Genomic DNA, 19,760 nt, shown 5'->3' with positions numbered 1-19,760 from the left:
ACCAAATTACAGTTTACTTTTTATTTGTCCCAACTATATTTTACCGTAGCTGCACATACTCGTCAATATAGGTAAAATGCACAAATATCACGCAAGAAAAAAGAGAGCCAACATCTATGCTCTCCCTAATCATTTCCCAATGTATTCTGTTGCTGCTCTTGCTGGCAGTTATCTTCTGCTTTGTCCTCCTTCGGTAATCCATTCAGTTCCTGAAGGAGCTCACTGCCATATTTTTCTATCATTCTGGCAAGAAAATCAACACATCGTTCAAATTCAACTGTGTGTGCCATAGCTCCTCCTTCCAAACCGATATTTCTTGTCACCACGCATTTTTCGGCGGTACTCTTTAGCTGATCTGGAATTTGTGCTATAATTTCTATTAGACCAACTCCGTTCAGCCTGATGTCAGTTTAATGGAATTTCATAAGAAACTCATTGAGCATAGATTGAGCGGAAATTGAGTATTTTACAGAACAGGAGGGGATTCTATTTGGAAAGATGTGATTTTGGTTCGATTATGACGATCATTCGCCGTTATATCAGCGAAGATAAAGGAATGAATCAAATAGATTTTACCTATCTGTTATTTGACACGTTTATGTGCAGCGATGAAGCCATAGACTTTGATTTTGACAATGGACAGGTCTGCCGTTGGATGACAGGACAGGCAAAAGTAAGTCCCCGGATCGTAACCTACTTTTTAGATAAAGAACATCAATTAGAATTGGCAGGAAACATTCAGCGACATATTATTCCTCTGATGTATGATTCTGCTATGGCAGCAAAAGAATTATATGAGTTAGTATTACAGGATACATCTATTTCAGAGCCAAAAAAACAGGAACTAATCTGTTCTTATTCTCCCGCTGATATAGACACCATACATATTTTCATAACAAGGGTTCTGTGTTTCGGAATGGAACGGAATTTTGTGAAACGTGACACACGAACCAAGAAATTATTAGCCGCCGGAAATCTTTCTCCTGTCTTAACAGATTTTGTAATGGGAAATGACGTTCCCCGTCCATGCAGGCATTTTTGTGGACGTTCTGAAGAAATCGAAGTGCTGCATTCTCTGTTGGAAAAAGAGCGTAAAGTATTTTTATCTGGAATTGCCGGAATCGGGAAAAGTGAACTGGCAAAGGCTTATGCCCTGCAGTATAAGAAAGAATATACCAATATCCTGTATCTCACCTACAGCGGTGATTTAAAACAGGATATTACAGACATGGATTTTGCGGATGATCTTCCGCAGGATTCTGATGAAGAACGCTTCCGAAAACACAACCGTTTTCTGCGTTCTCTCAAAGAAGATACTTTGATGATTGTAGATAATTTCAACGCCACTTCCATACAGGACAGTTTTCTTTCGGTCATACTCAAATACCGCTGTCAGATATTATTTACTACCAGAAGCCGTCTGGACGGACATTCCTGTATGCTGTTGGAAGAAATTTCCGATAAAACAACGCTTCTGCAACTTGCAGGAAAATTTTTCTCCGACACAGAAGAAAAATCTGATGTCATAGAACAGATCATAGAAGCTGTCCATGCCCATACGCTCGCTGTAGAACTGGCATCACGCTTACTGGAAACCGGAATATTGGAACCAGAAATGCTCTTAAAAAAATTGTTGGAAGAAAATGTCGCTCTTGATGCAACTGATAAAATCAATATTATAAAAGACGGGCAAAGCAGCAAAGAAACCTACTATGGACACATACATACTTTATTCTCTCTATATCAGCTTTCTGAAACTCAACAAGATGTAATGAGATGTCTGTGCCTGATTCCTTTAACCGGTATTCCGGCACGAAGATTTGCTGCATGGCTGAATTTACCGGATTTGAATGCCGTAAATGATTTAATTGAAATGGGATTTATTCAGCCAAAAACCGGAAGAACCATTGTACTGCATCCCATGATACAGGAAATCGCTGTTGCAGATATGCAGCCGTCTGTAAAAACCTGTTTCCCTTTACTGGAAAGTCTGCAAAACATCTGCCTTTTACACGGCAATGATATTTCCTACTACAGACTTGTTTTCCAAACCGTTGAAAACATTATTACAAAAACAACTAAAGATGATATTTCTGGTTATTTATTATTCTTAGAAGATGTTTTCCCATATATGGAAAAATACCACGAAGAAAATGGTATGCAAAGAATCCTGCGTGAACTATCTTCTTTGCTGGAAGACACTTCTATCGGAACCGTGTCTGACCGGGCATTATTACTGGACTATAAAGCTACCCTTGAAAGAAATATTGGAAAAGCCGTAAAGCTGGAAAAAGAAGCGATGTCTTTGCTTTCTCCTGTTACACCTGAAAACGCCCACCTCGTCGCAAATCTATATGGAAATCTGGGTGGACTATATCACCAGCAGGGAAATACCGAACTGGCAAAACAGGCTATGGAGCAGGGAATCAGCTTATTAGAACAATACCAGCTTCTCTATATGAATGACAGTATTGTTCAAATCTGCAACTATGCAGCTCTCCTTACAGATACCGGTGAAGCGTCTCGTGGATTATCCTCCTTACGCAAATGTGCCCGGCTGGTAAAAGAATACAATTCCGATCAGTGTCTGGACTATGCCATTATTCAGGAAGCTATGGGAACTGCCTATCTGGTACAGGCTGATATAGAACAGGCTACCTCCCATCTCAAAAAAGCTATGGCAATCTATGAAATAGTATGGGAATCTGAACCGGAAGCTATCGATAATAAATACCAACAAATACAAGAATTGTATATCAATGCTGGAATACAAATTGGACAACAATTATTGAGCTCTACTAAAAATGTCTGAATAGTCTACAAATCAAACTATTCAGACATTAAAACTTATAACAATATGAATATTTTATATTAATTAGTCGGCAATAAATTTCCCATACTCTTCAAACTGATAGCTAAAGTAGAAGTATTATGTAGTAACGCAGAGGTCGTTGGTTGAATAATTCCTGCCACTCCTAGTGCAATCAGCATTGCATTAATACCGACAATCCCCCTGTAATTCCCCTGAATACGGTGCATCATCGCATTAGACAAACGTTTCAGTACTACGATTTCCCGCAGATCCTCAGCAGCAATCGTAATGTCTGCGATCTCTCGCGCAAGTTCTGCTCCATCACTGATTGCAATTCCCGCATCTGCTGCTGAAAGCGCTGGCGAATCATTGATTCCGTCACCGATCATCACTACTTTTCTTCCTGCCGCTTTCTCTCTTTCAATGAATCCTGCCTTATCTTCCGGAAGTACTTCGGAATAATATTCATCCACTCCCACTCGTTTCGCAATAGATGCTGCAGTACGTTCACTGTCTCCCGTCATCATGACGATCTTGGAAACACCTTCTTCTTTCAAAAATCTTACCATCTCCCCGGCTTCTTCCCTGAGAGGATCTTCAATACAGATTACAGCAACTAATTCTCCGTCAATGGCAAGGAACAAATGAGAGTATTCTTCAGGAAGCGTATCAAATCGTTCCTGATATTCCGGACGTATCCGGCACTTTTCATCCTCAAACACAAAATGACTGCTCCCTATTATGGTCTTCTTTCCTTCTATATAGGAGGAAATACCATGGGCTACAATATACTCCACTTTTGAATGCATTTCTTCATGATACAGACTTCTTCTCTTTGCAGCATCCACGACAGCTTTTGCCATGGAATGTGGAAAGTGTTCTTCCAGACAGGCAGCAATCCGCAGAGCTTCCGGTTCAGGATAATCGCCAAACACAATGACTTCTTTTACAGTTGGTTTCGCCTTTGTCAGCGTACCGGTCTTATCAAATACGATGGTATCTGCCTCTGCCACAGCCTCCAGATACTTCCCACCCTTTACGGTAATTCCATTCTGTCCGGCTTCCCGTATTGCAGAAAGGACAGAAATCGGCATAGCCAGCTTCAATGCGCAGGAAAAATCCACCATAAGAACAGAAAGAGCTTTTGTCATATTGCGTGTGACAGCCCAGACAAGCCCTGTCCCCAGAAGCGTATATGGTACCAGACGGTCCGCCAGATGCTCTGCCTTGCTTTCCAGATTGGATTTCAACTTTTCTGAGTCTTCAATCATAGTCACAATCTTTTCAAACCGGGTAGCACCTGATACGGCCCTGACTATGATTTCCAACTCTCCTTCCTCCAAAACGGTTCCTGCATATACGGACTGACCCTCAGTTCTTCGTACCGGAAGAGATTCTCCGGTCAAAGATGCCTGGTTCACCATTCCTTCTCCGCAAGACACCTCTCCATCAAATGGGATTACATTGCCCATGTGTACGATCACTCTGTCACCCGGCAAAATATCGGATGCCGGAACAAGAATTTCCTGCTCCTCTCTTTTCAGCCATACTTTCTTTATGTTTAAAGACATGCTGCGTGCCAGATCTCCTACAGACTTTTTATGTGTCCATTCCTCCAGCAATTCTCCAATTCCCAGCAGAAACATGACAGAACCGGCAGTATTAAAGTCTCCTCGCAGCACGGACACGCCAATCGCTGTAGCATCTAATACCGGCACCTCTATCTTCCGTCTGGCCAGACATCGAATCCCTTTTCCGATATATTGGACCACTTTAAAAGTAAGCCATATTTTTCTCACCGAATTTGGCAAGAGCAATTTCCCTCCATAATGGAGCAATGTTTTTGCTATCAGCTTTTCCCTGTATGCGGAATTTAAAGCACGCCCTGAACTTGATAATACATTATCCGGAACATCTGCTTTCTCAAAATGAAACTTTTTTAATTTATGGATCAGTTCTTCTCTGTCCCCTGTATAATAGATCACAGCATCTGCGGTGCGCTCATATACTTTGACCTTTATAACACTTTTCTGTTTTTCAAGAGCCCAGCAAAGAACATCCGCCTCCGTACATGTCATTCGGTTTCGGATAACGTGGATACGGAGACGGCCCTGTACTTCATGCTTGATAAGAAATCTCATCTTTTACCTATTCGTTTTCTTCCTGTTCAGACGCACCATCCTCCTGAACATCATCTTCCTGCACCTGCATTGCCTCTTCCTGTGCACGCTTTTCATTGATCTGTTGTGCTTCTGCAAGGATATCCTCTGCGTTCTCCTGCACTGTTGTAGCAGTCTTCATAACACAGTCTTTTGCCCGCAGTACAGCCGCAGTGCAGTTTGTATATACTTTTTTTGCGTCCTTACTGGAAAGGAGCTTTACACCCGCAGTCCCAAATACGACTCCTCCTACAAAACATCCGATTTTTTTCAAAGTAGAATCACTAAACATCCTATGTACCTCCTGATTATTTGTGTTTATAGCCTGTATAGAATACCATCAAAAAGCAAAAGACGGACGCCCACGCCCAAAACCTATGTTGTTTCACAACCACATCACTTCCTTTTCTATAAGACTCTGTTTATTTTTTCATAGTAACAACTTTCATTTAAGATAGTCAATTCTAACAGTCCTTATTGATAAATTTTGTCATTTGCAGGCTACTTATATACGATTTCTCTGCTAAGCACCCCGATATTCTCCAATTCCTTTACCAGACGGTAAACGGTTGCCATCCCAATGCTCTGGTCAAGTTTCACCACCCGGGCATAAATTTCCTTGCAGCTGGAACACCTGTCTTCCAGGATAATATCTAAAATCATTTTACGCTGCTTTGTAATTCTGCAGCCATTTTCTTTCAGTTTTATAATAATACTTTCTTTTTCACCGTTCATACCCGCTTTCTCCCATATGAAATACCACGGTCTAGCTTTGAATAGACTCAACTAAAAACCCTGCTTTTTCTACTGCGCAGATCAGGATATCTTCCCCTATTTCACGATCAAGGGATATCTCAGCACAACTTTTATTAAGATCTACTCTGGCGGAGACTCCATCAATCCGATTCAAGCTATCTGTCACACTTTGTACACAATGTTCACAATGCATTCCTGTAATAAACATGGTTTTCTTTGCGATGACCGGACCCGTCAATTTCTTTTTTTTCTTTTTATTTTTGCTGCTGCAATTTCCTCCCGCTGGACATCCAACACATTTCACTCCGCTTCTTTTTGCCTTAATAAGATATGCAGCTGCACTCCCTACTAAGATTACAATAACAAGAACTGCTATCATATTTTCCATAGAGCATTTCACATCCTTTTCTAATAAAAATGGTGGACAAAGTACTTCTTCTCTGTCCACCGTCTGCTATAACTTTTATCCTTTATGATTTTACAGAATGCAGGCTGTATTCTGAAGCAAACTCTTTATCTGACTTACGGATTCTCCAGAGAATAATCAAAGCAAATACAATAACCGCGATAAGTCCCGGAATAAATGCGGTGCCAAAAGATCCTGTTGTGATCAATGTACCAATCTGATATACACCAAAAGCTACGGTATACCCCGTTGCAAGTTGGAGACAGATTCCTCCAAGCAGCCATTTTCCACTCTTCATTTCTGAATTCATCGCTCCAAGAGCTGCAAAACAAGGTGGTGTGTAAAGGTTAAACATCAAATAAGCAAGAGCTGCTACCTTTGTCAGTCCCATAACAGTTGCTACTTCATTCCCACTTCCAACCAACGCCAGTTCATCTGTATCTATTAAGTTTGTGATACCGTAAACTACTGCAAGCGTCCCAACTACGTTTTCTTTTGCGATAAAACCTGTCACTGCCGCTGCTGCAAGCTGCCACACTCCAAATCCAAGCGGTATGAACAAAATCGCAAACGGATGGGCAATGGATGCCAAAATAGATGTCCCTTCTGCACCTTCTTCTACAAGCTGGAACTGCCAGTTAAAGCTCTGCATGATCTGTACCACCGTATTGCATACCAGAATGATCGTTCCTGCTTTTACGATATATGCTTTTCCTCGCTCCAGCATAGAGCCGCATGCCCTTTTCAAGCTTGGAAACTTATATTCCGGAAGTTCAATAATAAAGAAAGATTTTCTGTATTTTTGTCCTGTAATCTTTTTCACAAGTAAAGCTCCAAGCAAAACTAAGAGAATACCCACCAGATACATAGTTGCTGAAACCCACCATGCGTCCGCAAAGAATGCACCTGCAAAAAGAGCAATCACTGGGATTTTAGCTCCACATGGCATAAATGGTGTAAGCATCGCTGTGGTACGACGTTCTCTTTCGTTACGGATTGTACGGCAAGCCATAACGCCCGGAATCGCACATCCTGTACCAATGACCATAGGAATGACAGATTTACCGGAAAGCCCTACTCTCTTAAAAATCGGATCCAGAACTACTGTAGCTCTTGCCATGTATCCACAATCTTCCAATAATGCAATTAAGAAGTACATGACCATAACAAGCGGAAGGAAACCGACAACTGCACCAACGCCACCGATGATACCATCTACAAGGAGTGCATACAGAAGCGGGTTTGCATTTTCCATCAGTCCGCCGACCCATCCCTGGAAAGTCTCGATCCATGCCACCAGCCAGTCTGCGATCCAGGTACCGAGCGTTGTCTGGGATATGTAGAACACAAGGAAGATAACTGCTGCGAAAATCGGTATACCGATAATCTTATGTGTGATGATACCGTCAATCTTATCCTGTACGTTTCTATCCTTTGTAAAAACTTTTCTCTTCTCTACCTGCTTTACAATTCCATTCACAAACTCAAAACGCTTTCTGTCAGCCGCTTCTACTGCCGTTTTATCTTTGAAATCAATATCCCCCTGCACATAAGGTGCTTTCTGACCTTTTCCTCTTAATGCAGCCGCAGCATTTACAGTCTCTTTGAGTCCTTCATGTCCGGAAGAAGTGGAAATCGTCTTGATTACCGGACAGCCCAGCTTTTCAGACAGAATCTTCTCGTCAATTTTTGTCTGTTTCTTATTAACGATATCGCTCTTATTCAGTGCGACAACTACTGGAATCCCAAGTTCCAGAAGCTGTGTGGTAAAAAACAGGCTTCTGCTCAGATTCGTAGCATCCACGATATTGATGATCACATCCGGATTCTCATTCTTGACGTATCCGCTGGTAATGCTTTCTTCCGATGTAAAAGGAGACATAGAATAAGCGCCCGGCAAATCTACCGCAACTAACTCCTCCGTCCCGTCATAATAACCTTTCTTGATCGGACTTTCTTTTCTTTCGACCGTAACGCCTGCCCAGTTCCCGACACGTTCATTCCTGCCGGTAAGTGCATTGTACATGGTCGTCTTTCCACTGTTGGGATTTCCTGCAAAAGCAATCCTCATAATTCTCCTCCTTTTCGACGTCTTTAATTATACGCATCTTATCTTTATTAGTATGCACTAACCTTTGTGCAAAAAAAATAGTGGAAACTACTATTTTTTTATTATATTGAAATGGCTTTCGCCAGATCAGTATCAATATTATAACGCCCATCCTTAATGGAAACTACACAGCCACCCTTCAGATGAGAAACCACTGTAATTGGTTCACCACTGTAACAGCCAAGAGAAAACAGAAAAGAGGTCAGTTCTTCATCATCTGTCAAAATTTCCTTAATGATATATTCTTCCCCTTCTTTGGCTTCTGTTAAATTCATATCCACTCGCTCCTTATAGTCATTTTTACAATTATACTTAAAATTTACTCACAGCTATTCGATGTTTTTTCTCATTTGACGTTGTTAGTATATTCTAATCCCGGTGAGTTGTCAATAATTATTTAATACTTTTTTATTTTTCTTTTATAAATATATCTGGCTGAATACCATGAATCATGATACAATAACTATACAATTTTTATAAAAGAATCCGAATGATATAGGAGGTGACAAGCTATGCACATAAATTCGTCTGGTGAAAACTATCTGGAAACTATTTTAATATTAAGCAAAAAACGTCCTGTTGTTCGTTCTGTGGACATCGCTACAGAATTAGACTTTAAAAAACCCAGCGTAAGTGTGGCTATGAAGAAACTGCGTACAAGCGGACATATAACGGTATCTCCGGAAGGATATATTAATTTAACTGAATCTGGAAAAGAAATAGCTACACAGATTTATGAACGCCATGTTCTTCTTTCTTCCTGGCTAGAACGTCTTGGTGTTGATCCGGATATTGCCGCACAAGATGCATGCAGGATAGAACATGTCATTAGTTCTGAAAGTTTTGAAGCCCTCAAAAAGCATATCAAATAACTCTCTTCTCACTATAAATTGAATGGCATTTTAAAACCGGGAATTTCATACTTTCCCGGTTTCTAAAATCTTTTCATTTTCCATATTTAGTATTGCATTATTGATTTTTATCGTGCTTCTTATATCGAATATGCCCAACAATACCTGCAGCAAAGAAGAGTATTGCGGCTAAAAGTTGCATGCTTACCACAAAATCAACCCCATCTTTTCTGAAACTGTCAAAAAAGTTAGTCAGCCATATTACTGCGCCTACAAACCACAATAAATACCATCGTTTTCTTTTGCTTTTCATAACTTTTTTACCACCACACAAATCCAACCTTTTTTTGTTTTATCTACTTTTACTCCTCTAAAACCGGCATCCTCCAAAGATTTTTCTATTTGCTCAGAATTGTAAATCTTCATCCCCTGTATTATCTTCGTCCACTTTTCATCCTTTGGATTTTCACCGTTTGATTCATTGCAGATCATAAACGTTCCGCCGATTTTCAAAATTTTATATACCTTCTTAAAAGCCTCACTAATATCCGGCCAGAAATATATTGTTTCAAATGCAGTAATTACATCGAAAGTTTCACCTCTGAAAGGGAGTTTCATGACATCCCCCTGCAGGATTTCACAACGCTTACTTTCTATCCCTGCTTTATTGATTTTTTTGCTTTTTTCTACACTGATTTCTGAATGATCAATGCCAACCACTCTGCCATACGGACTTTTTTCTAATAACTTTCTGACATTTGCCCCACCGCCACATCCAATATCCAGACATACATTATCGCTTTGAATTTCCATATGTGTAAATCCCCATTCAGCCATAGATGAATGACCAGTATTCATCATATGAACCATAATTTTGCCGCCGATTCCTTTTGGCTTACAAGTATTTTGAAAAAAAGACATAACCTATACCTCTATCAACTCACCAAAACAATATCTATTCTTAATATATAAAAAAATTTCGCTACATACAGATACTTCCAAGAATCTCCTGTAACGCATTTTTGCTACTTGAATGGCATCTCACTACATCCGCATTGCAGCGTTCCGCCTCCTCCACTGCACACCTGGCCATCTTATGGGAAACCGTATTCGTGAACAGTACAATCAAATCTGGATTCCCAATCTGTTTACTTAAAGTTGCAGACATCTGTGTAAAGACTTTCGCTTTACAATTAAAACTTTTACAAACTTTTTTGTACTGACAGACCATTCTATCATGCCCGCCTATAATAACAACACTCATACCCAACCTCCCATTTTTAATATATTCATAAAACGCTCCGATAGCAGATATCTACAAAATCATCCGTTCTTGATCATCGGTTGCGTTCTAAATCGTATTATGGGAACGCTGCTATTAACTGATTAAAATCTTTTCTCGCAGCATTCCCCAATATTTATTAATCCAGATTTTCACCCAACGCTTTGCAGGATTGAATCCCCTCATCATCGGGCATTTCATTGCAGATCACGCTTTCACAAATCAAGACAGCTCCCGCCTCTTTGCATCTTGTCTCCCAGTCTCTCATCCACTCTCCATCTCCCCAGCCATAAGAGCCAAACAGTGCAATTCTTTTTCCTGAAAGTTTTGATTCACAAGAAGCAAACATCGGTTCAAATTCCTCTTCTTCCAATACTTCTGCTCCCATTGCCGGGCATCCAAAAGCGATCGCATCATAAGAATCCATCATAGAAACATCAAATTCATCCGGAGTTAATAATACAACCTCTGCCCCCTTCTCCTTCGCGCCCTCCAGTACTGCCTTTGCCATGGCTTCTGTATTTCCTGTGCCACTCCAATAAACTACTGCAATTTTACTCATGATTTTTACCTTCCTTTCTGAAGTTTGTGATTATATAGTAATCGTAAGCTGTTCAACAGCCACGCCACTTTTCCATCTCCTGCAATAAATTTCTGTGCATTTTTTATATTTTTTAAACAGAATCCTCGCGGCCTGTTCATCCCCGTACACCTTCCAACACCCAGAACATTTGCTGCAGGCCGCCTTATTCTCAATAAATCCTTTTACATCCTCTGCCGGATACCCTAAGAATAAACCTATTTCATGCGGAAAGTCTGGGTCACTCTGCAGTTTTTGAATCAGTCTGCAGATGCACTGTGATAGATTCGTACAATCATATCCCTTACATTTCAATATGATCTGAGTTTTCTCATCAGAAAAATCTTCTTTTAACTTTTCTGGACGATAGACATAAACCAGCATCCGTTTGTCTGATATGCGAACCGGGATAATCCGGATCCCTTTCTGTGTCAGTTTTTGATTAAATTCACGTATTTCTTTTATAATCATCTTTTGTGAACTATAAGGGCATGAAAAAAGACTTCCCGTTTTCAGTCCTGCTAACGTAGGTGAACAATGGCATACTAACATTTCCTCTGACATTTTCTTTCACTTCTCCTTAAACATCTTTTCTGAAAATGAATCTACTCTACCCAGTAAGTTTTCTTTATCAATAGTTAGTTTTAACTAATTCATGTGAAAAAAATATGCACACCTTGCTTTCATTAAAAACATCAGATGTACGTTTCTATAATTTTATAAACCTATCCCATTATCTAAACATAAGCCGTTTTTTAATTAGCTTTAACTAACTTTAGTTTACTTTATTTTTTCACTGTTGTCAATCCATAAATAGATGTGATTAATAAATAATATTTACTAACCTGATTATACACCCGTTTTTTCGTTGTAACTATTCCTGTTTATATTTGAAAGTTCATTGTAACTCAATTCTCACTCAATCCCGGCTCAATGCCATTCCCCCTTCTTTTCAATAAACTAATCCTGTGCGAAACATCCGCACAAAAGATTATCGGAAAGGAGGATTTTTATGAAAACACAAAGAGGAAGTCCTGTTACAGATGAAAAATACTGCAATAGATAAGTGTTCGTCATCTGAGGGGAGGTGAGTGCATGACAACCTTTCTTACTGCAAACAGTACTCTACCGCCATATATGGCATTTCCCAGTTTTCTTCTGGACTGTGATTTCTCCGAAACCACAAAACTGCTCTATATGGTGCTTTTAAACCGGGCAAGATTATCACAAAAAAATGACGGCTGGATTGATAAAAAAGGTCATGTGTTCTCCTATTTCACCATTGAAGATATGGCAGCAACACTTCGCAAAAGCCAGACAACCATCAAAACATCTCTGAGTGCTTTGGAACAAGTAGACCTTATCTGTCGTGCTCGTCAGGGAACCGGGAATCCCAACCGGATTTATGTAAAAGTCCCGGCTGATTTTTCAACACAGACAGAAGAAAAACTGTTTGTTAGACAGTCAGAAAACCGTCCCTTTGACAGACAGAATTCTGTCCGCCAGACAGTCAGAAAACTGTCCCCTAATAATAAAGAGAAGAAAAATAATGATTCAGTAAAACGCCATTATGAATGTAAGGAGGATGAAAGCCTATGATAAAACCACAAAACCTACTGCCGAACCTTTCTCCCCGGCAGCCTTTAGAAGATGAATATATCAGCGAAACGGACGGTCTGATCTACTGTTCCAAGTGCCACACCCCACGGCAGAAAAAGATAGAATTTTTAGGAAAAATCATGTTTCCGATCATCCGCTGCCAATGCCAGCAGGAACAATATGAAAAAGAAGAAGCAAAACGAAAACACCAGGAATTTCTAGAACACATCTCCCGGCTGAAATCCAGCGGTCTGCAAGACCCGGCTTTAAGAGAATTCACTTTTGCTCACGATAACGGTATCAACCCGGAAATTGAAAAGGCAAAAAATTATGTTACTCACTGGGAGGAAATAAAATCCAAGGCCATGGGGCTGCTGCTCTGGGGTGATGTCGGCACTGGGAAATCCTTTTTTGCAGGCTGTGTTGCAAACGCTCTGCTAGATAAAGGGGTTCCCGTACTCATGACGAACTTCGCCAAAATCTTAAATTCTCTGACCGGAATATATCCGCAGGATCGGAATGAATTTATCAATAGTTTAAATCAGTACAGCCTGCTGATCATTGATGATTTGGGTGTGGAACGAAATTCCGAATTTGCTTTAGAACAGGTCTTCCATGTAATCGACAGCCGTTACCGCAGTATGAAACCTATGATCATTACAACAAATCTGACGTTGGAAGAATTAAAACATCCGGAAGATTTAGCACACAGCAGGATCTATGACCGGATTCTGGAGCGTTGTGTCCCACTAAAGATCAACAACCAGAATATCCGGGAACTGAACGCTGTAGCTAATATGTCAGAAGCCCGAAAACTACTTGCTTAAAAATCTGACCGGAAACGGTCATAGAAGAAAGGAGGCCAATATGACAGATAAAAAAACACAAACAGAAATCAGAAAAGAATTATTACAGGCAAGACACAGAGCAGAGGAAGCACAGGCACGGAACCGTGTGAAAGAGCGAAATGCCCGGACACGCAGGCTGATTCAGGAGGGTGCCGTTTTGGAGAGCATCTTCCCGGAATTCCAGACAATGGAGCCGTCGCAGATCAGACAGGAATTGTTAAACCGTTTCAAAAGAATCTGACACTAGTTGACACCAGCAATTTCTCATCCCGAAGGGCGCACTTACTCACCACCTGATAAATCAGGCAGTGGTATCCCCTTCGGGGCTCGTGCGCTCTGCCGAGGGCTTTATCCGCTGTTGCAGGCAACATCGAAAGGAGGTGCCAGATATGGCAATTTATCATATGCAAGCCAAAGTCGTCAGCCGCGGTTCCGGTCGGTCTGCTGTTGCTGCTTCTGCTTATATGAGCTGTAGCCGCATGTACAATGATTATGACGGCATCCAGCATGACTATACCAGAAAGCAGGGGCTGATCTATCAGGAGGTGATGCTTCCTCCAATGGCTCCATTGGAATGGAATGACCGGGAACAACTCTGGAATGCTGTGGAAGAAAACGAAAAGACCAAAGACAGCCGACTTGCAAGAGAATTTGTTGTCGCACTCCCCGTTGAGTTGGATAAAGACAGCAATATTTCTCTTCTTCAAGATTTTATTAAAAAAATTTTGTAGATATGGGGATGTGTGCTGATTTTGCCATTCACGATACAGATGGTCACAATCCCCATGCACACATTCTTCTTACTGTCCGACCATTAAATGAAAATGGAACATGGCAGTATAAAACAGAAAAAGAATATCTCTGTATCAAAGATGGGGAAGAAAAAGGGTTTACTGCTTCTGAATTTAAAACTGCTCAGAAACAGGGATGGGAAAAGCAATATCGCTATAAAGTTGGGAAAAAGAAAGAATATCTGACTTCTTCTGTTGCACAGGAAAAAGGATATGAACGAATTGATAAACACCCCAAGAGCAGCCGATATGGCAGACAGAATCCTATTTCCCAACAATGGAACAGTGATGAACAACTTTGTATCTGGCGGGCAAACTGGGCAGATGCCGTAAATAAAATGCTTGCACGTAATCAGATAAATGCTACCATTGATCACCGCAGCTTTGCAGATCAGGGAATCACCGAACAGCCAACCATCCATGAAGGCTACATTGCCCAGAATATGGAAAAGAAAGGCATGATAGCAGACCGCTGTGAAATCAACCGTCAGATTCGTGCGGATAACAAAATGCTCCGAGAATTAAAAGCAAAGGTAGCAAAACTGGCTGAAGCTGTAGAAAAGTCTATTCCAATAATAGCTGAAACGTTAGAAGCGATCCGCAATCATATGATTTTTATACAGTATCATTTACTTCATAATGAGATGCAAAAAGAAGTGATCCATGACTGGATGAATCATTTCAATCCAATACTGAATAAATACAACACAGTTAAAAAGGAACTCAAAGCTAAAGTTACGGAACGGAAAGAACTGAATGTGCAAAAGGATAAAACCAGTATTTTGAATCCCATCCGGCATATAAAATTAAATCAGCAGCTTACCACTATTACCGAAGAAATCGAAGAACTGAAATCAAGGAAAGAGCAGCTAATCTTCCAGGCAGAATGCTCTACCAATAAAGATATGACGAATCTATCCAAGAAATATGACCAGATGAATAAAAATCTGGATATCCTGTATTCTCAGGACACCTCGCTCAAAAAGCAGCTTGAAAAAGACGCCGCCGCTTTCCGGGAAGAAAAATTTCGTCCTGAACCAGAACAGTATACAGAATTGCTGGACACCCGAATCCAGATACGTCCTGATTTTCGGGATAAGCTGATCGAACAGCTCAAAGGTACTTTTGGTAAGTATTATGACTATCACCGCCGTGATATTGCAGCCAATGAGGTAGATTATCTCAATGTGGAAGATCCTGATGTTTTTTCCCATCGTGCCTGGGAACTTGAATATCAGAGGAAACAGGAAATACGGCGAAATCAGCCTGCTCGAACTAAGAAAAGGTCGTATGATATGGAATTATAATTTGGTTCTTCTTTGCCCATTATAAACACAAGAGCTGAACAAATAGGATTTTTCGTCCTACCTGTTCAGCCCTTTGTTTACCTGTAAATCAATTCTTTCAACACAATCTCTTCTGCAGCATTCCGGACATTATTTACCGCTCTAACCCATTCCATCTGGTCACGAGCTTTCAATTCTTCCGTAATGCCCTGCTTCTCCATCATCTGACTCACCAGAATATCCATTTTCTCCTGTGTTTCATCGTCCACCGCATTCAGATGTTCTGTCAATCTGTCTTCCAACATATACAGTGAATACATTGCCGGACGATGCTCTTTCAGATATGTTTTCCGCAACATTCCGTATTTCCCATAATGCGGTTCTTCATCTGTACTGACAAGATTCGGATAGTAAATTCCGTCTGCGCCAAGTGTGTAGGTTCCACCCATTTTTTCAAATGTGCTTTTCATGTGTTATTCCTCCTTGAAATCAGCGATGTCCTTAGATCATCGCATAATATTTCAGGGCAGCCTTGATAGCATCTTCTTTCTCTTTCGGGCATTGTGGAACTCTTGCATTTTCTGATTTTGGAAGATTATAGTTTTCTCCCACTTCAATTCCACATTTGCGTTTTACCTGAGAAATATATAAACTTGAAACCTTCAAGCCAAATTCTTTCAGCACATAATCTTTGATTTCCTGATAGGTTGCTTTCAACTCGGCACTGGTGGCATCCAGCTCGTCCAGGTCTAAGTCGATCTCTATCGTGTCATCTGGTTTTTGTTGGGACAAAAGAACAACCGTCTCGACTGTTGTTTCAGTTTCCAAGGGAAGTTCTTTCACTTCCTCGCCATCAACAGGCACAGGGAAGTTGAATACAATCTTCTTTATCCAGCTTCCGTCTTTTCTCTTTTCCGGGAACATCTCAATTCGCTCAATAAAGGCTTTCATAAACTCTTTCTGTTCTGCTTCCGTTGCGGAATGGTAGACTTCATCAAATGCCAGTAAGAGCCGATAAATGTTATCGCCGGAGATTTTCTCCTGCTGGATGCTGCGTATCTGACTTTGCAATTCGCCAATCTGAACTTCGATTTCTTCTATCGTATCATACTGTTCATCATATCGGCGCTGCAAATCCAAAATTTTTCTGTCATAGTGGGCATCGTTGATGTCCAAAGTATCCATCTGACGCTCCAAGCGGCTTTTCGTTCCAAAGGCTTGCTTTAGCTGTCCTTGCAGAACGGCGATCTGCTTTTCCATATCCTCTGTATCAACCGCCGTTCCAATTTTCGCTTGAATTGCTTCTATAAATCGGGGATTGCTGACCATAGCGGAGATGACCTTCGCCACAAATTTGTTGATTTCCGTCTGCTCGATATTCAGCCGGAAGCTGCACTCATGTCCCGTCGGCGTAACCGTATTTTTGCAGTAGTAATAATACCGTGTTTTCTTGTCCTTGCTATGAGCCTTGGCAATATTGCCGTACATACTCTTTCCGCAACACGGGCATTTCAAAATACCGGATAGGATGTGTGCGTGGTCTGGATTGTTGACCTTTTCCCGCTTAAAGGAATTGATCTTGCGCTTTTCCTGTGCCAGATACCAATCTTCTTCGGAAATGATGGCTTCATGCTGACCATCGTAAACAGGGAACTCCGACTGCTCGACCACGTGCATCTCATTTCTTGTACCTTGCCTCTTTTCGGTTCTCCGTCTGCCATAAGCAATTTTACCCATATAAACGGGATTATCCAGTACGTCCTGCACGAAGTTCCTTGAAAATCCGGGGATGGTGTTATTTTGCCGCAGCTTCTTCACAAACCCGTTGCGGTTGAGATATTTAGCAACTCCGGCAACGCCCTCATTGGTATGGATGTAGCGGTCATAAATAACACGGATTACTTCCACTTCATCCTCCGCAATGACAAGGTTTCCGCTTTCCAATTTGTATCCATAGGGAGCGAAACCGCCGTTCCATTTGCCCTCACGAGCCTTTTGCTCCCGTCCTGCCATTGTCTGTGTGCGGATATTCTCTCGCTCGATTTCCGCCACCGCAGACAGCACGGAAATCATAAGCTTTCCGGCATCCTTGGAGCTGTCAATGCCATCCTCCACGCAAATCAGGTTGACACCAAAATCCTGCATGAGCTGCAAAGAGTTCAGAACATCGGCTGCATTTCTGCCAAATCTGGAGAGCTTAAAGACAAGCACATAGGAAACGCCGTCTTTGCAGTCCTGGATGTCGTTCAGCATCCGTTGAAACTCCTGCCTCCCTTGGATGTTCTTGCCGGAAAATCCTTCGTCAGAATACTCCCCGGCAACGACCATATCCTCGTATGCCGCATACTTCCGCAACTTGTCCCGCTGGGCATCCAAGCTGTATCCGTCTACCTGCATGGAGGTGGACACTCTCGTATATAGATAACATTTAAGTTGCTTCTTTTTCAGAATCGCCACCTCCTTCGCTCATTTCTTTTACCATCAATCCCTCGTTGCGGATATAATACTCCAAAAGTCTAAGCACATAATCCGGTGCATGGCGGTTGTCCAATTCCCACTCGGTCATAGTCCGGTAAGGAATATGGACGAGCTTGCAAAAATCTTTCCGGTTCAGTCCTGTGCTTTCACGCAACTTAATAATTCTGTTTTTACAATCCATTCGTCTTTTCTCCCAAAAAGCAAAAATACACGTTGCGTACATATTATAGCATAGCCGCAACAAGTACGCAACGTGTAAATTGTAAATTTTTACGCAGCCTTATCCGTCAAAGGCTGCGCTTGCTTATCATCCTTGGAACACTCCACCGTTTGCGGTGTATCCTGCTCTAATTTATCCAAAACCTGATGCCCGTACTTCTGGAGCATCTGGCTCATAACATCCACACAGCGGTCAAATGCCGCATTATATTTCGCTTCCTCATAATATTTCTTCAATAGGCGATTCCTCCATCAAAGTTCCATATCCTGTCCACGCTTCCGGTCAGGGTGTTTGTGTTCCTGCGTTTCCTTTCCTCTGATGAGGATAGAATTGATAAAAGCCCGAACCCTTTCGGATGCAATTTCCAGTGCATCCAGAAAAGGCTGGGCTTTCTGTTTCAGTTCCATATATTTTTCGTTTACTGCTTCATACCGCTGTTTCCAGATGGAAACCGTCTTTTCAGCGGAAGCCAGTTTCTCCTTCAAGCGCTTGTTGTCAGCATTGGCGATAATGCCGTTGACCGCATAGCGTTTGAGCGTGTCGCACTCATCCGGTGTCAGCGTGATATTATTTCCGAATGTGGCTTTCTTTCCCATCGTTTCAATCTCCTGCACCGTCAGAGCAACGGTCTTTGCTGTTTTGGTTTCCTTTTGCAGAGCTTCCAGTTTCTTTTTCTGTTTCTCCGTGGCATCTTTGGCATTCTCCAACCCCCGCTCCGCCTGTGCCACCTGTCCGGTCATAGCTTCCAAACGCTGCTGTTCAGCCTGAACCTTGAACTGTGTCACTGTCAGATGTTCCTCGGTGCTGCCATGCTCTCCACGCTCCACATCGGTATATCCGGCATTTCGCATGAAATGAAAAAAGTCATCCTGCAATACACTGTAGGATGACCTCAAAATCTTTTTTCCTTTTTCATTGAGTTTTGGATTTCCATCCTCGTCAAGCACTGGCTTGGAATCCCATTTCTTACTTCGGCTGACCTGCATGATCGTTTCCTTTACTGTTCCCCGGAGGGATTCATCCTTACACCGCTTCGACCAAAGGATCTGCTTTTCTACCACCGGGATATAAACCACATGGAGGTGATAGTGGTACACATCCTCGCCCAATGCTTCGGACATGGCCCGGTTACGCTCATCGGCGTGCATCACAGCGGAAAGGATATACTGCTCACCGCCCACGATCTCCATGGCGGCTTTATAGGCATCGGCATAAAACTGTTTTGCAAATTCATAGCCGCCGTGGTTGTAGAAGTAAGCGGAGTTCACATCGAATACCAACTCACCGTATTTGATGGCATCCGGTTTCAACCCTCTGGTGGAAATCACGCCATCCTGTTCCATCTGCTCAAACATTTTCACATAATCATCGGTAGGATCTTTGAAGTGAACATTCAGCGGAGTGCGTTCCGGCACAATATCCTGATTGCTGTAACTGTCCTTTTCACGCTCATTGTGTTCCTGTATTTTTGCCACATCGTCCGGCGTCGGTAAGTCCTGATTCCGGGCTACGGTGCGGTCTATTCCGTCATTTCTTGACATGGATTTTTGTCCTTTCTTTGAGATTTGCAGACAGCGGGAAA

Annotated in this window: 22 protein-coding genes and 1 pseudogene; 6 read left to right on the top strand and 17 right to left on the bottom strand. The window is 41.7% G+C overall.

Annotation, left to right across the window (positions count from 1 at the left end; genetic code table 11):
- Window positions 1-125: 125 nt before the first annotated feature.
- Window positions 126-290: a hypothetical protein gene (locus LI241_RS06485; RefSeq protein ID WP_008689701.1), complete on the bottom strand. Its 165-nt coding sequence runs from the start codon at window positions 288-290 to the stop codon at window positions 126-128.
- Window positions 291-490: 200 nt separating this feature from the next.
- Between LI241_RS06485 and LI241_RS06480 the strand changes: the two genes are divergently transcribed.
- The gene (locus tag LI241_RS06480) at window positions 491-2,812 is read left to right on the top strand and encodes an ATP-binding protein (RefSeq protein ID WP_008689703.1); all 2,322 of its coding nucleotides are present in this window, start codon (window positions 491-493) and stop codon (window positions 2,810-2,812) included.
- A gap of 59 nt (window positions 2,813-2,871) precedes the next feature.
- On the opposite strand, the gene LI241_RS06475 is transcribed toward LI241_RS06480, so the two are convergent.
- The 6 genes from LI241_RS06475 to LI241_RS06450 form a co-directional block, all read right to left on the bottom strand.
- Window positions 2,872-4,953: a heavy metal translocating P-type ATPase gene (locus LI241_RS06475; protein ID WP_008689705.1), complete on the bottom strand. Its 2,082-nt coding sequence runs from the start codon at window positions 4,951-4,953 to the stop codon at window positions 2,872-2,874.
- A gap of 7 nt (window positions 4,954-4,960) precedes the next feature.
- Window positions 4,961-5,263, bottom strand: coding sequence for a DUF6110 family protein (locus LI241_RS06470; RefSeq protein WP_008689707.1), 303 nt, complete (start codon window positions 5,261-5,263; stop codon window positions 4,961-4,963).
- A 209-nt stretch (window positions 5,264-5,472) separates the two neighbouring features.
- Complete coding sequence (locus LI241_RS06465) at window positions 5,473-5,706, bottom strand: transcriptional repressor (protein WP_008689709.1); 234 nt, start codon at window positions 5,704-5,706, stop codon at window positions 5,473-5,475.
- A gap of 31 nt (window positions 5,707-5,737) precedes the next feature.
- The gene (locus tag LI241_RS06460; RefSeq protein WP_008689711.1) at window positions 5,738-6,115 is read right to left on the bottom strand and encodes a heavy-metal-associated domain-containing protein; all 378 of its coding nucleotides are present in this window, start codon (window positions 6,113-6,115) and stop codon (window positions 5,738-5,740) included.
- 82 nt (window positions 6,116-6,197) lie between these two features.
- Complete coding sequence (locus LI241_RS06455) at window positions 6,198-8,204, bottom strand: ferrous iron transporter B (RefSeq protein WP_008689712.1); 2,007 nt, start codon at window positions 8,202-8,204, stop codon at window positions 6,198-6,200.
- 101 nt (window positions 8,205-8,305) lie between these two features.
- Entirely contained in the window at window positions 8,306-8,518 is a 213-nt protein-coding gene (locus LI241_RS06450) for a FeoA family protein (RefSeq protein WP_008689714.1), read from the bottom strand.
- A 237-nt stretch (window positions 8,519-8,755) separates the two neighbouring features.
- Between LI241_RS06450 and LI241_RS06445 the strand changes: the two genes are divergently transcribed.
- A complete protein-coding gene (locus LI241_RS06445; protein ID WP_008689715.1) occupies window positions 8,756-9,115 on the top strand; it encodes a metal-dependent transcriptional regulator in 360 nt (119 codons plus the stop codon).
- 97 nt (window positions 9,116-9,212) lie between these two features.
- Here LI241_RS06445 and LI241_RS06440 read toward each other — a convergent pair whose 3' ends face one another.
- From LI241_RS06440 to LI241_RS06420, 5 genes are all read right to left on the bottom strand, one after another.
- Entirely contained in the window at window positions 9,213-9,407 is a 195-nt protein-coding gene (locus LI241_RS06440) for a hypothetical protein (protein ID WP_008978798.1), read from the bottom strand.
- Window positions 9,404-10,015 carry a class I SAM-dependent methyltransferase gene (locus tag LI241_RS06435; RefSeq protein WP_008689717.1) on the bottom strand — a complete coding sequence of 204 codons (612 nt, stop codon included), beginning with the start codon at window positions 10,013-10,015 and terminating at the stop codon, window positions 9,404-9,406. Before LI241_RS06435 ends, LI241_RS06440 begins: the two co-directional genes overlap by 4 nt.
- 61 nt (window positions 10,016-10,076) lie before the next feature.
- Complete coding sequence (locus tag LI241_RS06430; protein ID WP_008689718.1) at window positions 10,077-10,358, bottom strand: DUF2325 domain-containing protein; 282 nt, start codon at window positions 10,356-10,358, stop codon at window positions 10,077-10,079.
- 157 nt (window positions 10,359-10,515) lie between these two features.
- Window positions 10,516-10,938 (bottom strand): flavodoxin, encoded by a 423-nt coding sequence (locus tag LI241_RS06425; RefSeq protein WP_008689719.1) that lies wholly within the window; start codon window positions 10,936-10,938, stop codon window positions 10,516-10,518.
- 30 nt (window positions 10,939-10,968) lie between these two features.
- Window positions 10,969-11,520 carry a DUF3793 family protein gene (locus LI241_RS06420; RefSeq protein WP_008689720.1) on the bottom strand — a complete coding sequence of 184 codons (552 nt, stop codon included), beginning with the start codon at window positions 11,518-11,520 and terminating at the stop codon, window positions 10,969-10,971.
- 531 nt (window positions 11,521-12,051) lie between these two features.
- Here LI241_RS06420 and LI241_RS06415 point away from each other — a divergent pair.
- The 4 genes and pseudogenes from LI241_RS06415 (at window position 12,052) to mobQ (ending at window position 15,501) form a co-directional block, all read left to right on the top strand.
- Window positions 12,052-12,555 carry a replication initiator protein A gene (locus LI241_RS06415; protein WP_227151098.1) on the top strand — a complete coding sequence of 168 codons (504 nt, stop codon included), beginning with the start codon at window positions 12,052-12,054 and terminating at the stop codon, window positions 12,553-12,555.
- On the top strand, window positions 12,552-13,382 hold the full coding sequence (locus LI241_RS06410; protein ID WP_008689722.1) for an ATP-binding protein: 831 nt from the start codon (window positions 12,552-12,554) through the stop codon (window positions 13,380-13,382). Before LI241_RS06415 ends, LI241_RS06410 begins: the two co-directional genes overlap by 4 nt.
- 40 nt (window positions 13,383-13,422) lie before the next feature.
- Window positions 13,423-13,644 (top strand): hypothetical protein, encoded by a 222-nt coding sequence (locus LI241_RS06405; protein WP_008689723.1) that lies wholly within the window; start codon window positions 13,423-13,425, stop codon window positions 13,642-13,644.
- A 148-nt stretch (window positions 13,645-13,792) separates the two neighbouring features.
- Window positions 13,793-15,501, top strand: a pseudogene (mobQ, locus tag LI241_RS06400) (MobQ family relaxase).
- Between the two features lie 77 nt (window positions 15,502-15,578).
- Here the strand turns inward: mobQ and LI241_RS06395 are convergent.
- From LI241_RS06395 to LI241_RS06375, 5 genes are all read right to left on the bottom strand, one after another.
- Window positions 15,579-15,950 carry a TnpV protein gene (locus LI241_RS06395; protein ID WP_008689726.1) on the bottom strand — a complete coding sequence of 124 codons (372 nt, stop codon included), beginning with the start codon at window positions 15,948-15,950 and terminating at the stop codon, window positions 15,579-15,581.
- 31 nt (window positions 15,951-15,981) lie between these two features.
- Entirely contained in the window at window positions 15,982-17,937 is a 1,956-nt protein-coding gene (locus LI241_RS06390) for a recombinase family protein (protein ID WP_227166659.1), read from the bottom strand.
- A complete protein-coding gene (locus tag LI241_RS06385; protein ID WP_007488123.1) occupies window positions 17,909-18,139 on the bottom strand; it encodes a DNA-binding transcriptional regulator in 231 nt (76 codons plus the stop codon). Before LI241_RS06385 ends, LI241_RS06390 begins: the two co-directional genes overlap by 29 nt.
- Before the next feature lie 89 nt (window positions 18,140-18,228).
- Window positions 18,229-18,414, bottom strand: coding sequence for a hypothetical protein (locus tag LI241_RS06380; protein WP_007488117.1), 186 nt, complete (start codon window positions 18,412-18,414; stop codon window positions 18,229-18,231).
- A gap of 15 nt (window positions 18,415-18,429) precedes the next feature.
- Entirely contained in the window at window positions 18,430-19,719 is a 1,290-nt protein-coding gene (locus LI241_RS06375) for a plasmid recombination protein (protein ID WP_227151096.1), read from the bottom strand.
- Between the last annotated feature and the right edge of the window lie 41 nt (window positions 19,720-19,760).

It is taken from the genome of Longicatena sp. 210702-DFI.1.196, assembly GCF_020563125.1.
GTDB classification, from domain to species: Bacteria; Bacillota_I; Bacilli_A; order Erysipelotrichales; family Erysipelotrichaceae; genus Longicatena; species Longicatena caecimuris.
The sequence above is the reverse complement of the archived record's forward strand: the minus strand, read 5'-3'. Positions and strand labels throughout refer to the sequence as shown.